The sequence below is a fragment of the Candidatus Aramenus sp. CH1 genome, assembly GCA_022678445.1.
Lineage (GTDB): Archaea > Thermoproteota > Thermoprotei_A > Sulfolobales > Sulfolobaceae > Aramenus.
In genome coordinates this window covers 211,011-226,102 of the sequence record JALBWU010000001.1, presented here as the reverse complement: position 1 = coordinate 226,102, position 15,092 = coordinate 211,011, and the positions used below count along the sequence as shown (strand labels likewise).

The 15,092-nt window shown below is 53.4% G+C and carries 17 protein-coding genes; 9 read left to right on the top strand and 8 right to left on the bottom strand.

What is annotated here, in order from left to right; genetic code table 11:
- The first annotated feature begins 57 nt into the window (after positions 1-57).
- From MPF33_01225 to nrfD, 7 genes are all read left to right on the top strand, one after another.
- On the top strand, positions 58-696 hold the full coding sequence (locus MPF33_01225) for a MarR family transcriptional regulator (GenBank protein ID MCI2413863.1): 639 nt from the start codon (positions 58-60) through the stop codon (positions 694-696).
- Entirely contained in the window at positions 668-1,534 is an 867-nt protein-coding gene (locus MPF33_01220; GenBank protein MCI2413862.1) for a hypothetical protein, read from the top strand. Before MPF33_01225 ends, MPF33_01220 begins: the two co-directional genes overlap by 29 nt.
- Positions 1,535-1,612: 78 nt before the next feature.
- A complete protein-coding gene (locus MPF33_01215) occupies positions 1,613-2,371 on the top strand; it encodes a tetratricopeptide repeat protein (protein MCI2413861.1) in 759 nt (252 codons plus the stop codon).
- Positions 2,372-2,455: 84 nt separating this feature from the next.
- Positions 2,456-3,946, top strand: a complete 1,491-nt coding sequence (locus MPF33_01210) for a (4Fe-4S)-binding protein (GenBank protein MCI2413860.1) — start codon at positions 2,456-2,458, stop codon at positions 3,944-3,946.
- The gene (locus MPF33_01205) at positions 3,921-4,421 is read left to right on the top strand and encodes an HAD family hydrolase (protein MCI2413859.1); all 501 of its coding nucleotides are present in this window, start codon (positions 3,921-3,923) and stop codon (positions 4,419-4,421) included. The genes MPF33_01210 and MPF33_01205 overlap by 26 nt, the downstream gene beginning before the upstream one ends.
- Positions 4,421-4,819 (top strand): DUF2299 domain-containing protein, encoded by a 399-nt coding sequence (locus MPF33_01200; GenBank protein MCI2413858.1) that lies wholly within the window; start codon positions 4,421-4,423, stop codon positions 4,817-4,819. Before MPF33_01205 ends, MPF33_01200 begins: the two co-directional genes overlap by 1 nt.
- 70 nt (positions 4,820-4,889) lie before the next feature.
- The gene (gene nrfD, locus MPF33_01195; GenBank protein ID MCI2413857.1) at positions 4,890-5,930 is read left to right on the top strand and encodes a polysulfide reductase NrfD; all 1,041 of its coding nucleotides are present in this window, start codon (positions 4,890-4,892) and stop codon (positions 5,928-5,930) included.
- 220 nt (positions 5,931-6,150) lie between these two features.
- Here nrfD and MPF33_01190 read toward each other — a convergent pair whose 3' ends face one another.
- From MPF33_01190 to MPF33_01175, 4 genes are all read right to left on the bottom strand, one after another.
- Entirely contained in the window at positions 6,151-7,443 is a 1,293-nt protein-coding gene (locus tag MPF33_01190; GenBank protein MCI2413856.1) for a DNA photolyase family protein, read from the bottom strand.
- A gap of 80 nt (positions 7,444-7,523) precedes the next feature.
- Positions 7,524-7,907: an OsmC family protein gene (locus MPF33_01185; GenBank protein MCI2413855.1), complete on the bottom strand. Its 384-nt coding sequence runs from the start codon at positions 7,905-7,907 to the stop codon at positions 7,524-7,526.
- Positions 7,908-7,937: 30 nt separating this feature from the next.
- Positions 7,938-8,711 (bottom strand): aldo/keto reductase, encoded by a 774-nt coding sequence (locus MPF33_01180; protein ID MCI2413854.1) that lies wholly within the window; start codon positions 8,709-8,711, stop codon positions 7,938-7,940.
- Between the two features lie 35 nt (positions 8,712-8,746).
- A complete protein-coding gene (locus MPF33_01175) occupies positions 8,747-9,802 on the bottom strand; it encodes a GTPase (GenBank protein ID MCI2413853.1) in 1,056 nt (351 codons plus the stop codon).
- A gap of 33 nt (positions 9,803-9,835) precedes the next feature.
- Here MPF33_01175 and MPF33_01170 point away from each other — a divergent pair, with 33 nt between their 5' ends.
- Positions 9,836-10,480 (top strand): hypothetical protein, encoded by a 645-nt coding sequence (locus MPF33_01170; protein MCI2413852.1) that lies wholly within the window; start codon positions 9,836-9,838, stop codon positions 10,478-10,480.
- Positions 10,481-10,673: 193 nt separating this feature from the next.
- On the opposite strand, the gene MPF33_01165 is transcribed toward MPF33_01170, so the two are convergent.
- Both MPF33_01165 and MPF33_01160 read right to left on the bottom strand, forming a co-directional pair.
- Positions 10,674-11,264 (bottom strand): hypothetical protein, encoded by a 591-nt coding sequence (locus MPF33_01165; protein MCI2413851.1) that lies wholly within the window; start codon positions 11,262-11,264, stop codon positions 10,674-10,676.
- Between the two features lie 117 nt (positions 11,265-11,381).
- Positions 11,382-12,512 carry an MFS transporter gene (locus MPF33_01160; protein ID MCI2413850.1) on the bottom strand — a complete coding sequence of 377 codons (1,131 nt, stop codon included), beginning with the start codon at positions 12,510-12,512 and terminating at the stop codon, positions 11,382-11,384.
- Positions 12,513-12,631: 119 nt separating this feature from the next.
- Between MPF33_01160 and MPF33_01155 the strand changes: the two genes are divergently transcribed.
- Positions 12,632-14,302: an NAD(P)-binding protein gene (locus MPF33_01155; protein ID MCI2413849.1), complete on the top strand. Its 1,671-nt coding sequence runs from the start codon at positions 12,632-12,634 to the stop codon at positions 14,300-14,302.
- 222 nt (positions 14,303-14,524) lie between these two features.
- Here the strand turns inward: MPF33_01155 and MPF33_01150 are convergent, their stop codons facing one another.
- Together MPF33_01150 and MPF33_01145 are read right to left on the bottom strand one after the other, a co-directional pair.
- On the bottom strand, positions 14,525-14,668 hold the full coding sequence (locus MPF33_01150; GenBank protein ID MCI2413848.1) for a hypothetical protein: 144 nt from the start codon (positions 14,666-14,668) through the stop codon (positions 14,525-14,527).
- A 267-nt stretch (positions 14,669-14,935) separates the two neighbouring features.
- Positions 14,936-15,088 carry a transposase gene (locus MPF33_01145; protein MCI2413847.1) on the bottom strand — a complete coding sequence of 51 codons (153 nt, stop codon included), beginning with the start codon at positions 15,086-15,088 and terminating at the stop codon, positions 14,936-14,938.
- Between the last annotated feature and the right edge of the window lie 4 nt (positions 15,089-15,092).

Genomic DNA, 15,092 nt, shown 5'->3' with positions numbered 1-15,092 from the left:
ATTTAAATAGACTTTAATAAGAAAATTTTTAAGGTTAGTATACAATTTATCTTTATAATGGTTAAGCTGTCCCTGGACGACGACGATCTCCTGGTGTTAGAGCACTTTGTGCTTCACTTGCACCTTACTTCGTACAGGCTCTCCAAGCTAACCAAGATCCCCAGTGCTACAGCTTGGAGGCTCTTTCTGAAGCTGACTGAGCTGGGACTCATAAAGAAGTCCTCCAGGGGGTTCACGATTACTCCAAGGGGGGTCGTGCTCACCTACATCTTCACGGCCAAGAAGAACGTCAAGGCCAACTGCCTCAAGCTCCTCAGAGAGCTCTGGCGGTACGGTGGGAGCGAGGAGGAGTTGGGGAAGTTCATAGACGACTTCTACAAGGTAATCACGTCATCTGGGATCTCGCCCTTCATAGTCTGCTTTAACCAGCCCATAACCATTGCCATGATGATGTACAACAAGCTGAACGAGGTAAGCGATGACAGCAAAAAGGTGATAGCCGAGATGTTGTTGAACTACTTCAGCCCAGTAGAGGTAAACGGGTGCAGGGTACTCATCTCCTACGACGGCGAGGGGAGGCCATACGCCATAGCAGCTAAGTGCAGGAGGGAAGGGATAAAGTTGAACTACTACTGCCCGGAGATCGAGAAGATAGTGGGTAAGGTAAATGCCACACTACCTAGAGGACTACGTTAAAGCCGGTTTCAATCCCTCGACTATCATGGTCACTTGCGACCTGGGTAAGGCATTCTCCTTGTTTTTAGGTAGGGGAAAGGTAAAGCTAGTTTTTGTCAACTCTCCAAAGCCCTACTCCTTTGACGCCCAAGTTGTGATACAGTACTTCTCGCTAAAGCGCGACGAGGCCTTCTCAAGGGAAGTCTCCCTAGAGAGGGAGGGAGGCGTCTCCGCGACTACGCTGAGGTTCGTGGACGTTGGAGTACCTCTGAGCTCCAGGCTCTACGATAGGGTCATGGAGGCCCTCTCCTTAAACCCCCTGGTAGTCAAGGGGGTAGTGGACGACCTACAGTTCACTAGGGAGGATGAGTTCTTCGGGTGGGGCCTCGGAGAAGGTAGGACGAACTTCTCGCTTAAGCCCTGTCAAGCTGAAAAGTACTGCCTCATAGGCGAGCTGGGCGAACTCCTGGCCCTCTCCGTCCACAACAGGGCAGTCCTCGGGATGCTCTCCACTGAGCCCTACCTACTGAAGCAGGGGGAGGAGTTCCTGGAGTCCCACTCCAAGGTATATAAGGAGCTCGGAGAGGTCATAAGGTCTAGGGAGGACGAGCTCCTCCTAAGCGAAGAGGTTGGGCTCAGCAGACCAGTGGAGAGGCTGAAAGGCCTTAAAGTCGACAAGTTTCCCGTAAGGGACCCATTTGCCTTGAGGAAGTACGGGGGGCTAATGAAGGATCCCTTTGCCTCTCCCTTCTTTGCTGTCGTCGTGGGAAAGACTAGGGCAGTGGAGGAGGTCTGCGAAAAGGCCAAGTCCCTCGGACTGAGGTCTGAAATGGGAACGGTTCGGACTCTCACTTCTTAATTAATCTTGTCTTCACTTTTTCGATATGAATGAGAAGCAATATATTGGTTTTTATTCTCATTGTGAGAAGTTAAAATTATGGATGACCCTATAGAGGAGGGGCTAAAGTTATTGGAGGAAAAAAGGCCAGAGGAAGTGTTACGCTTACTTGAGGGAATCGACTTGCCCGAAGCTTACGTCTTGAGGGCAAGGGCATACCTCCTCTCTGGGGACGAGGAGAAGGCGATGAAAGAGCTCGACAAGGGGACGGAGAGGTTCTCGTACTCCCACGCGTTGTACTTCGAGAAGGCCCTCCTGTTCTTCGAGATGAACAAGTCTGAAGAGGCGTTAGAACAAGTGGAGAGGGCCCTGGACATCATGCCCTACTCCTATGACTACAAAAAGTTAAAGGCAAATATCCTATTTAGGCAGGGGAAGTTCGAGGACGCCTTCAACGTGCTTGGCGAGGTGATAAGGCTCAAACCAGACGACGTGGAGGCAAGGCTCATGAGGGCTGAGTGCTTCTACGCTTTGGGGAAGTACTTGGACGCCCTCTACGAGATAAATAGGGCACTGGAGTACGACAACAAGAACCCTTACCTCCACTTCGTGAAGGGGAGGGTCTACCTGGAGACCAAGTACTACAAGCTAGCGGAGAGTGAGTTCAGGATAGCCCTAAGCCTAAAGGCAAACCCCGAGTTCATGGTCAGCTTGGCTGTGGCGGAGTTCTTGGGAGGGGAGAGGGAGAAGGCCCTCCAAGAGGTAGAAAAGGCGATGCAACTCTTCCCGGACTACAAGAGGGCGAGGGAAGTCTACGAGAGCATGTTGAACCAGACTGGAAATATTTCCTCTAAGTAATATCGTTTTCTCGAAAATATCCACTTTAAACCGGGCAATGAGACTAGAACTAGGGTGTAGCTTATCGTCCTTCTTACCGGCGTAGTGGTGTCCAAGAAGGTCAGGGAATACTTGGGAGACGACCTGCTGAGAGAGGTGTTCGAGGAGGGAGGGCTGGCGTACATAGCGGAGTTCGGCGATTACCTAGTGAACGACTTGAGGGATAACGGGGTTCAGTCGTTGGTGGTAGCGAGCGAGAGGGAAAACAAAGAGTTGGAGGACTTCCTTGAAAGAATAGACGACTTTACGCCCATCCACCCACTGTCCGTGGAGAGGGTCTACCTAGACTGGTTCCAGGGGAAAGAGCACGGGAAGGCGCTTCTCCTAGCCTACGTCAGCAAGGCGTCGATGTCCTACTTGGCAAAGAGGGTACAGCCCCTGAGGAGGAAGAGCATCTCCAGGAGGTCTCTGGTCAGGGGGAAGCTCTATTACTACAAGCCCTACCCAGTCCTACAACAGGAGGTACAGTTTGAGAGGGAGATGAACTACCTCTCCTCCCTCTGTCCCTTGATCGAGAAGTCCTTTGAGGGCCCCCATGTCTCAGACCCGGAGAAGTGCTCCGCCTGTGGCTTCTGCTCCGGGATGTCCTTCCTGGGCTACCTCGAGGTACCAAACTTCACGACAGACCAAGTAGTGCACTTCCTCAACGCCCTGAACAAGTACGCCCCAAGGGACAAGCCCAGTATAGTGCTGTTCACATGCAACAAGGCACTCAAGGTACCTAGAACGGATAGCGCGTACGTCTACCCCCTAATCGCCCCTTGCGTCGCCTCAGTCCACGACTCCTTCTTGGCGTTGACCTACGCTTCTGGTTTCTACCCCCTTGTGTACTCTCCTGACAGGGCATGCGAGCTGAGGGACGTGGCGAAGCTCAGGATGGAAGCGTCAATGAGGAAGTTCCCGGGGACCAAGGTCTCCTTCCCCTTCGCCCAGGACGAGGCTGAGGCCAAGGACTGGATGGAGAAGCTGTCCCGCATGCCAGTTCTCCCGGGAAAGCAGGTCCCGGAGGAGCTGGTCATGGGGAGGAGCAGGAGGAGGGGGCTACTGCTGTGGGCAATCAAAGAGACAACCGTGGAGGACGAAGAGGAGGAAGTTCCCGGCGTCTACAAGGTAGCTGTTGACCCTAACAAGTGCGTCCTGTGTGGGGTGTGCGTGAGGTCCTGCCAGATGCTCGTCTTCGAGCAGGTCTCCACTAGGGACTCCACCACCCTCTACTACGACTTGTCCTATTGCATAGGCTCCCAGAGATGCATAAGGAACTGCCCGGAGAAGGCCATAACCCTCGTGGGCCTCTCCAGGATAAAGGACTTGAAGAAGAGCGTCGCCTCCTCCAGCCAAGTAGTGAGGTGCAGGTACTGCGGTAAGCCCCTGGACTCCTACAGCCTCAAGAACAGGGTGAGCATAGTGCTGTCCTCCCTTGGGATAGACGACGTGGAGGACTACACGGACGTCTGCAACGACTGCAAACAAAAGTTATTAACCAAGAGGTGGGTAGAGAGGGTGTTGAAGAATGGACTTCGCGTTAACACTCGTTAACACCTTGGTGTACGTCCCAAACGCAAAGGAACTCCTAGAGAAGGTGGAGAAGGCTAACGACTACTTCGACGTAGACCTAGACCCCAAGTTAGTGAGGGCGAAGGAGGACGCCTACTTCCTCGAGGAACTGTCCTACAGGGGAAGGGTCTTCTTGGTAACTAACGTCAAGAAGTCCACCGCCATGAGGGTACTGGCCAGGCTGAACTTGGACTCGTTCATCACGAGGGTGGTCTCAGCTGAGGAGGTCAAGAGCTTCACCACTTCCCCCAAGTTCTTCGACTACTTCTACAAGGTAACTAACGTCAGAAGGGGGGCGTACTTCGTCACCTCCAACAAGCTCTCCTTGGAGTCTGCCAAGAAAGCCGGGCTAATAGTGGTCTACCAAGAGGGAAACGCCCTGAGGAGGCTCGTGGAGGCAACTGGCAAGAAATACGTGGAGTCTAAGATGGGAGACTCCGCCTTGAGGTGCACGTAATGAACGAGAACGACATCGCCAACTTGTTTGCCGAACTTGGAATGAAGGTGGAGAAGGGCAACGCCCCAGGGGTCTACACTCAGCTCATCATCTCGCCACCCTTAGGGGAGGGCCCCAGGGTCACCGTAATTAGGCCCTCCTCTACTTCCAACTACTTCGTGGTCACCATGGTCATAGAAGCGGACGAAGAAAGGCTAACCCCGAGTAAGGTAAGGGCAATAACCACCGAGCTGGCCAAGATGAACGTGGAGGTGTACTTGACACCTCCAGACAAGCCTAGGCTAATACACATTGCGAAGATAATCTACGCCGAAGGCGCAAACAAGAACGACGCGGTAAACGCGGTGACGTTGGTGAAGAACGCGGGCATAGTGGCCTTCAACCTGCTAGCAGATTGAAATATGTTCATTAAGTAATATTATATAGCTGAAACTAACCTTTATTTATGCTTTAGGAGGACTCACAGTCATGGGACTATTTACTGCACCCGTTCCAGGCACCAGTTTCGGAGTTCAAGCACCAATACTGCAGATAAACCAGTACCCAGAGTGGGATGTCACTGTGGCCCTAGCACTTTTCTTCACGGGGCTAGGAGGGATGCTGATGGCGATAACTGGCCTCCTGGAGGTGACTGGGAAGTACCCTGGGCTAGTGAAGAGGAACTCGGTGTTCGCATTCATCTTCACCGCCTTGTCGCTGATATTCTTCGACATACACCTAGGCAACCCGGAGAGAGGATTCTTCGCTCCCATAAACGCCTTCCCCCAGATGGTACACTCGTGGATGGCTAGGGGAATAGAGTTCGTGGGAGGACTACTGCTCTTTGCGTTCATATTCATGGCGTTAAAGGTCGTGCTAAACAGCAAGAACGTGGTCTTGAACTGGACTTTCGCTATCCTAGGCGTCATAGCGGGGATATTCTCAACTACCTACAGTGGCTTTGAGCTCTCCGCGGCAACTGGAGTGCCCTTCTGGAACAACGGAGGCCTCCCAGCCCTCTTCCTTGCCTCCGGGACAGTGGGAGGGGCAGCGTGGAGCTACATAATGAGCTTTGTTGGTAGCGGAGAAGAGTGGATAAGGGCAAGGAGGTTAACTGCCAAGCTACTGGCCTACTCCGCCATTGCCGAGCTAGCTACGTGGTTCCTGTTCGTGGCAAACGTCAACTTCATCAACGTCTTCGAAGAAGTAGGCTACATCTACTTAGTGACTTCGGCCACCTTCGCCCTAGACCTAGTACTGTTGGGCTTAGGCTTCGTTGTCCCAGGGATAGGGACGCTAATGGCGTGGAGGGCCACTAAGGCTACCGGCGCCGAAACCTTGAATGACTTCTCCACGCCAATAAAGGTGGCCATACTGGTAGTGGCAGTCCTAGCTCTAGTGGCAGGGTTCTTCACCAGGGCTGACGTGCTGTTCGCGGGACAGTACGCGTACCAGCTAGCTCCACTAACCCCGTTCCAGTACACGTCGAACCAGCCAGTGCCAATAGGGTCGTTCGGTTGGAGAAGTTAAGCCGTTTTTTATACCTTTTCTTCCCTTTCTGGCAACTCCTATCTTAGTCGGTCTTCTAGTTAAAAGTAAGAAAAAGGTATGACTTGGTTACTTAGAGGCGGTCCTTCCCTCTACCTTTACTGCTCTCTTGCTCCTCAAGTTCCTCTCTTCAGCTATCCTAACCTTTTCGTAGCACATATCATTATATAAGTTATTTTTCTAAATTATAAATATTTCTTGATTATGTCTCCTTAAAGTACAGCTTCCTGGCCTTTTCCACCCTCTCCCTCCAGTCCACAACAGGTCTTGGATACCCGGGGATATCCCTAGAGTAGGCCTCGTGGATGACGTGGGGCGGATAGTCCCTCAGCTCCTCCACCCACGTCTTAATGTACTTGGCGTTGGGGTCGAACTTCTTCTGCTGTTTCCAAGGGTCAAAGACCCTGAAGGTGTAGTCTACTCCGGTGGACGCCACCCACTGCCAGTTCCCGTTGTTAACGGAGGGGTCGTAGTCCACCAGCTTCTGGGCGAAGTACTTCTCTCCCCACCTCCAGTCCACGAGGAACACCTTAGTGAGGAGGAAGGCGGAGATCATCCTCACCCTGTTGTGCATGTAGCCCGTCTCGTTCAGCTCCCTCATTCCTGCGTCCACTATTGGGTACCCGGTCTTGCCCCTCTTCCAGAGCTCGAAGAGTATCCTGTCGTTCTCCCACTGAACGTCCTTGAACTGCGCCTTAAAAGGCTCCCGGAAAACCCTCTCGTTGTAGTAGGCTAAGAGGGTGTAGAAGTCCCTCCAGTAGAGTTGCCTTATGAAAGCCAAGTTTTCCCTCAACGCGTAGTACACCTCCCTGGGGGACACGGTTCCGAACTTTAGGTGGGGGGACAAGTAGCTCACGTTCCCCTCTGACGGATAGTCCCTCCTGAAGTAGTCTATGCGCTTCGCCCTCTCCACTAGGTACAGCCCCTCCTTCCTCCCTCCCTTGAACCTACCTGCTGATTGTGGCTCCGGCGGCTCCACCTCCTCGAGTAACTTCCCCGTGAAGAAGTTCTTGTATTCGTTCCTCAATGGCTCCCTGACCTTCAAGCCCCTTGCGTAGTTGTAGAAGGAGGTAAAGTTCCTGAACCCCTTGAACTCCGCCTTTGGCGTGAGGAGATAGTCCTCAAAGGAGCGGAAGGCCTTCCCCTTTCTCTTGCACGCCTCCGCTATTGCCGAGTCCCTCCTCTTGCTGAAGGGCGTGTAGTCCTCGTTCAAGTAGACCGCGTCCACCTTGTCGAGGAGCCTCGTTATGACCTCCTCCGCTATCCCCTTAAAGACGAAGAGCTTCCCTCCCCTCTCCCTTATCTCCTGGTCTAGCTCCCTGAGGGAGTTGAACATAAATGCCAACGCCTTCTCGGACTTGTACTCGTTGTCCTCCACTTGCCTCGGGTCTATCACGAAGACCGGGGCCACTTGTTCGCACTCGGACATGGCCGAGATGAGGCCGGCGTTGTCGTCGAGCCTTAAGTCCCTTCTGAACACGAAGGCACAGATCATATGGAAGAAGGGAGGGATAGGTTAAAATCGCTTGTTAACTTTGGACTAACATTGGACCCGCTCCATCTGTCCACTCCAAGTCACTCGACCGTGTACACTATTTCCATCTTGTCCTTCAGGCTCTGGTAGATGGGGCAGTTTTCCTTTACCCCCTCAGCTACCCACTTGGCGAACTCCTCGTCGCACTTCTTAGCGCAGACCTCCACCACGATCCTCTCGAACACGTAGTTCCCAGCGAACATCGCTATGGGGTCGAGCTTGTACCTAATCACTACTTTGAGCTCCACGTCCTCCTTCTTGTTCTCCGCCAATTGGGTGGAGGCCAAGTAAATGCAGTGGGGGATTGAGACCAGGAAGGCCATCAGGGGCCCCCTGGCGTAGAGCTCTATTGCCTTCCTCTTCTCCTTCCCCACGGTGACGTCTGGGTTCTGGGGGTTTCCGCTCAAAGTTATTGTTAATTCCATAAAAAATGATAATATCGCGTATTTTAAAATCTAACCTCTCAAGTACTCCTCGTCCTCCTTGCTCAGGGCCTCTAAGGCCTCGTCCACGTGGGCCTTGTTAGACGCCTTGGGTATTGGGATGGATCTCTTCATCAAGTAGTTCAACGCTATGGCTGAGGAGGGCTTCCCGTACTTCTTGGCTAGCTCAATCACCCTCTTGTCCCTGAGTACCCTCCCCTGTACCAGCGGAGAGTAGGCTATCACGTGTATCCCTTGGGACTGGCAGTAGGGTATTAACTCCCTCTCATGGGAGAGGTTGTACAAGTTGTATTCCACCTCGTCTGCCTCAATCCTTGCGTACTTCTGCGCCTCCTTTAGTAGGGGGAGGTCGAAGTTGCTGACACCGACGCACCTAACGAGGTTCTCCTCCACCAGCCTCTCCATTGCTGAAAAGGTCTCTGACAGGAGGACCTCCCTGCTAGGCCAGTGGATCAAGTAGAGGTCTATGTACTCTGTCTGTAGTCTCCTCAAGCTTGCCTTCGCCGAATTAATGACGTCGCTATACCTCAAGTGGTTTGGCCAGACTTTCGTTATGATCACGAGCTCCTCCCTGTCGAAGCCCTTGATTGCCCTGCCCACGAGCTCCTCCGCGTGTCCCCCTCCGTACATCTCTGCAGTGTCTATTACCCTGACGCCCCTTGAGAGGGCGTACCTTATCGCCTCAACGTCCTCCTGGTCCCTCTCGTAGCTGGGGGACCAGTAGCCCCCTCCCATCTTCCAAGTGCCCAGACCGAGGGGCGGTACTTCCTTTCCACAAAGCTTCATGTGTAGTATTTCGAGAGCGATTAGATATACTTATCTCAGCACTTCTCCAGCTGGATTGCCCTCTCCTCGAAGTCGGGGGTCAAGGACATGGTGCCAAGGATGACCCCGTCAGCCTCTTCTGCCCTAGACAGGAACTTCACCACCTTTTCCTCGAGGCCTAGTAGGAGACCTGCCCCTACAACCTTTCCCTTCCTCACTACGCCTAGGAGAGCCCCCCTCAGCGACTCTGCGTTCACCCTGTAGCCTACGCAGGGGGTCTCGTCCACTAGCTGGACGTACTCCCCCCAAGCGTTGAGCAGGAGCTCGGAGACCCTCTCCCCTAGGAAGTCCTCTAGGGGGATCACGTGGACCCTCCCCTGGCTAAAGTACTCCCTGAACTTCTGCGCCCTGTTCTTCCTCCTCCTCTCAGGGTCCTTTGAGAGCCCAACACCCTTAACCGTTACTACCCTCTGCCTGTATGGAGAGGGCAACCTCTCCCTTATCCTCTCGTCGAAGGCGACGACGAAGTCCGGGTCCACCCTCAAGGTGAGCTCGAACTTGTGGAGCATTGCCTTTACGCCCTTGAACCAGCCGTCTGTATCTACCACGGTTAGCCTCTCCTTCCCCCTGCCAACTAAGGAGGAAACGAGGTTTGCATGTAGCCTGTAGTTAATGGAAGGGGTTATTCCCCCAAAGAACTCCAGGTCCTCTGCCTTGGCCTCCAGCGTCAACCTCCTCCCGGACAGCCTAGTTGAGGCCACGAACCCGGGGAGGAAGAGTGACGACTGCCCCACGTCCCCGTCCACAAAGTAGGAGGGGGAGAGGTTTGAGAGGAGGGTGGAGAAGTAGGTCTTGCCAGAGTCAGTGGCCCCCAATAGTAGTACCTTCCCGCCGGACTGGGCGATCTTCTCTGCTACCTTTTCCCAGCCCAGACTGACCTCCCCTAGGGCCCTGCAGTCCATCTGGAACTTGGTGTTGTCCTCCACCACGACGGTGAAGGTCCTCGGGGGTAGCTTCAGCTCTTCTCCCTTCTCCACAGGTATCCCCACGACCTTGACCCTTCCCTCTAACACCTTAATGACGCAGGGCCCCTCTACCACCACTTCCCTCATAGGTTATTACCCCCCTCCAGGAATTAAAAAGGCGTGAGGAGATTTATAGACGCCAACACCCACTACGGCGTAGAGCTCTACAAGTACACGGCCACGCCTAGGATGGAGGAGGGAGACGTGGTGGTGGAGGGGGTTGTGCTGAACCCCCTCTACAAGTACGCGTGCGAGTGTTGCGTTGATGGGTTCTACCAGCAGTACTTGTGGGCAAGGGACAGGGGTGACAAGTTCCTGAGGCTGAGGTTATACAACCCTAGGTGCAGGGTGCCTGCAGAGACGGAGGTAAAGAGGCAACTGGAGAAGGGAGTAATAGGGTTTGTGCTGAGCCCTGTCCACCACGACTTCTCCCTCCTTGACGACAGACTGGGCTTTCTGTACAATGCAGTTGAAAGGGAGGGGCAACTCCTCTTCATACACGGGGCTAAAAGGGAGGAACTGGAGGAGCTGTTCTCCACTAGGGAGGTGAAAGTCCTCTTGCTCTACTCGTCCTTTACGTTGGACGACAGGAGGGTGTACTACGTAGTCGAGAGCGGGGAGGAGGCCTCGAGGTTCCCAAGGGAGAGGTCGGTCTACGGTAGCGACTCCCCCTACAGGGGCGTTGAGCTATTGGAGTCCGCTAAGGGTTTCCCCTACGACGAGGCAGTAGCGTACAAGAACTTTGAGAGGTTACTGTCCCTCTAACGCCTTCCTTAGAGCGCTGGCGTCCTTCTCGTACAGCCTTAAGTACTGGGAGAACTCCTTCCTGGACGTGAGCTCCCTCATCTGTCGAGTCCCCTTAACGACCTCTCCGTGACGTGTACCTCGTTGGACTTGGCTAGCTCGAAGGCGTAGTCGTGGTAGGCGTAGACGTTAGAGTCCACTAAAACCCTCTTTCCTACAACTTCTCCCTCACGTTTTTCGCGTCTTCCTCCTTCAAGAAACCCCTCTCGTACAGCTCCGCTATGAGGAAGAGCACGTTGAACTGGACGTCGTAGGCGGGGGAGTCCAGTAGGTCGAACAAGTACCGCTTCAGCGCTTCTGCCTCTCCCCTGACCACGACCCCTTCTGATATCATCTGGGGCACCAGCGACCAGCTAGCCACCTTGTTCAGCTCGTTCCCCTTGAGTAAGGAGAGGAATTGGGGCACCTTCTCCTTCAGCTCCTCCTTTGTTACCACCCTGCCCCTCAGCAAGTCCAGCGCTAGCAACCACCCTTCAGCGTCGTTAAGCGCGTCCAAGAAGTAGCCCTTCCTAACCTTTAGGTCCTCCAAGTTTATTACCCCCAGGGGCAGTAGCTTCAGAGATTGTTGCCATGCGTGTAACCTAACTGTCTCGTCCGGGTGCGAGAGCAACTCGAGGAAGTAATCCTTTAACCTCCCTAGCTCCTCCCTAGTCGCCATGCCGTTGTTTAGTAGCCACTCTGCCTTAAACCACGCGTCCAGCCTGTCGTAGGGGTTCTGGGACTTCAAGAGGTTAACGTAATCCATAGGTAGCTTATGGAATTGAACTATTAATTGGTTGTCTCCCTTTCCCTTCCTGCCCTCGTTACGGGGAGGTTAAGAGGACCTCTCAGCATCAAAGAAAGGCTCTCGTCGAACGAGAACTTAGCCTCTCAACTTCTGGACGCCCGCTAGGACCAGGAGTAGAGAGACTAGGGACACCACGCTCAAGCTTAAAGCCAGGGGTAAAGGTAAGAGCGCTACAAGGAAGACTCCGAACCCTCCCCCTAATAGTCTGCCCAAGAAGAAGGCGGTGTTTGTCCCAGTACCCTTGAGCTGTGGGGGGTAGAGTTCGCTTATCCAGACGCCAAAGTATGCGAAGAAAGAAGAGGAGAACATCAACAGGGGGTACACAAAGAGGAGGAAGTAGAAGTCCTTGAGCAAGGAGACCCCTACCAATAACGCTACTCCCACAAGGCCCACTGTGAGGAAGGCGAAGGTAGTCCTCCTCTTCCCTATGGCGTCCGCTATCCTCCCAGCTAGAGTAAAGCCGGCGAATCCCACAAGGAAAGAAACCGTAACAGCGAAGGAGGATAACGCCCTAGGAAACCCGGACTCGGAGAAGAGTGTGTACCCAAGGGACACTAGGGGGACAAGGAAGAGGAACGCTCCCACCACTGCCATGGAGCCAAAGACCGTGATCCCCTTATGTTTCCTGCTGAAGACCTCTACCGGTCTGAACTTCCCTCCCCTGAACTTGGACTCCGGCACCTTTGCCCAGGGCAAGAAGGAGAGCAAGGAGAGCAACGAGATGGTTAGTAAGAACTCTCTGAACCCAAGGAAGGCGGAAAGGCTTGCCCCTATCATTGCACCCAAGAAATAGAACCCCTGCATTAGGCTCCCGAAGGTTGCCCTCAAAGAAGGTGGTGAAAACTCCGCTATTAGGACGTAGCTAACCCCGTTATCCCCGTTCACCCCAAAACCTATCAGGAACCACAGGACGTAGTAGATGGCCAACACTCTGTCCACTAAAACGTTAACTAGGAGGGGGACAGAGAAAAGGGTAATGGAAATACCCAACGCTTTCTTCTTCCCTATTCTGTCGGACGCGAGACCAATCACTAGTCCACCTATCGCTCCCCCAATCCAAGAGGACGATATGATAAGCTCAACCTCTGACAGGGTAGACGACGTCAAGATGGAGACTTCAGTGAGCTTAAAGGTGATCGAATAGATTGCTATTGCGGATATAAGGAAAACGACCATGAGGAGTAATGCTGGGACTACCCTGTCCATTATTCAATTTCTATACAAAACTACTTTTAATTCTTTTCCTAGGACGTGGAGAAGACCAGATTTGACCGATAATAGCATTAAAAAGTTTAACTTTTTTAGTTCAGAAACTAACTATCTCGATGATCGAGAGGTTATTTGAGCCAATAAAGGTGGGCCACGTAGTTCTGAAGAACAGGATAGCCATGTCGCCTATGATAAGCAACCTCGCGACGCCGGAGGGCTACCCCTCTGAGGCGCACATAGCATACCTAGCGGAGAGGGCCAAGGGAGGGATAGGGTTGGTCATAACAGAGTACACCTACGTGGACAAGGTGGACTCCAGGGGGTCTGTAAACGAGCTGGGCATGTACAGCGACGAGCTCCTGCCGAAGTACTTTAGGCTTACCCAGCTCATCCACGACCTGGGTAGCAGGGTGTTCGTGCAACTTGTTCATGCAGGGAGGAAGACGACCAAGGAGGTCATATGGGGCAACACTCCCATTGCGCCTTCAAACCTACCCCTCATGGGAGAGATCAGGGAGATGACCAAGGAGGACGTGGAGAGGGCAAAGAGGGAGTTCATAGAGGCGTCAGTGAGGGCCAAGAGAGCAGGCTTTGATGGGGTCGAGTTGCACGGCGCCCACGGCTACCTACTAGCCCAGTTCCTCTCTCCTTCCACGAACAAGAGGACGGACGAGTACAGGGACGGGGCTAGGTTGGTGGAGGAGATCGTAAGGGGGATAAAGGAGAGGATCGACTTGACAGTGGGGATAAGGCTAAGCGTCACGGAGTTCGACAAGGAGGGCCTTACACCGGAGCTGGTGGCGGAGTACGCGAAGAGGTTCGAGAGGGCAGGGATTGACTACGTCCATTTGTCAGCTGGTAGGGACGGCCCCCTGTCCTCCTCCATGCCCTTCTACTACAGGACAGCGTCGTTTGTGGAGGAGGCAAAGGTCGTCAGGGAGACGGTAAACGTTCCTCTCTTCCTTGTGGGCTCCGTGATCACTGCGGAGGACGCGCTTAAGGTGAGGGAGGTCGCGGACGTCGTTGTGATGGGGAGGCAACTCCTCGCCGACCCCCATTGGCCTAGGAAGGTGCTCAAGGGACTCCCAATAAGGCCGTGCATAAGGTGCAACCAATCCTGCAGGGGAGTGGTGTACAAGGAGGTGAGGTGCGACGTTAACCCGGAGCTAGGCTGGGAGAGCTCTCCGCCCTTAGCAAGGGGAGAGGGAGAAGTGAAGATAGTGGGCGGGGGAGTCAAGGGTATGGAAGTGGCGAGGGTTCTGGCAATGAGGGGCTTCTCAGTGACGCTCTATGAGAAAGAGGGCAGGCTCGGCGGTCAGCTGAACATGGTGAGGGACCCCTGGAAGTACAGGGAGTTCTCCGTCCTCGTCAAGTACTACGAGGACGAGCTGAGGAGGTTGGGGGTAAAGGTAGTCCTCAACACTGCAGAGGAGTGCAAGGGAGGGGACGTATGCGTCTACGCCCTGCCAGAGGAAGGAGCACCAGAGGTACCTAGAGTTGTAGGAAAGAGGGTTTTAGTGGACTCTAACGTCTACGCCTACCACGACTACGCCTTCGAGCTAGCCAAGTCCAACGAGGTACACGTCACGGAGAGGTCGTTAAGGGGACTCGACAGGACTAGGGCGTACCTGCTTAGGGTCAACTTGGAGAGCTACGGGGTCAAAGTAGTGAAGGAACCTTCTGGAGAGTACGACCTCGTGCTGAGGAGGTTCTCCGACGACCAGTACAGCATAGGCAAGGCAATAAGGCAGGGGTACTTAATGGCGAGGGACTTCGGCCTCTCTTAGTTACTTGGCGTGGAGAGGAGAGCCAATTTCAAGGTTTCTGACCTACTCCTCGCCCTGCGAGGGTTCTGCATAGGTCTAAGGCGTTACTCCCCTTTAAGGGAGATACCCCGTGATGTGAAGAGAAAGGAAAGAGCCAAAGCGTTGACAATCTTCTTCACTCCTAGTTTCACAATGTTTAACGCTCCGCTAACGTCGCTGTGAAGTTAACGACCAAAAGGACAGCTAACGACACCCCTTGGGATTTCTGCCAACCTTAACGTTATGGTAAGCGCAGAGCCGCGAAGTGTTATGCTCAATCACTAGGTACGTGATTATGCCGTGCTCGTAGAGTTTGTTCACTGTAGCGCCAACTTGCGATAAGACCAAATGTTCGCAGTAAACTTGTTACCCTTATCTTGAGCGATAAGATATGGATATCCCAAGTAAACTGTGGAGACGCCGAGAGACCACAAAGAGTTAGCAAGATGAGAGGCTAAAGTTCTGTAAATGAAGAAGCCTACGGTAAAGCTTAGTGACTCTTTTCCTTTCCCCTCAACACCTCTTCCCTAGCTTTCACTTCTTGAACCTTTTCTGTCTCGCTCTTCAGCTCGTCGAGTTCGGCGATCTTTTTCTCAAAGTAAAAGTAATTGCTCTTCACTGCTGAACCACGGTAAAAGAGAACAGTACGTTCTCAACAACGACAGTAGCCAACATGTTGATACCTAAGTCAATTGACGCAACCTTTTCACTTTTAGGCTTCTCAACCTGAATCTCTCTCTCGCCGTGGACGACAAGAGAGTTCTTCATTGGC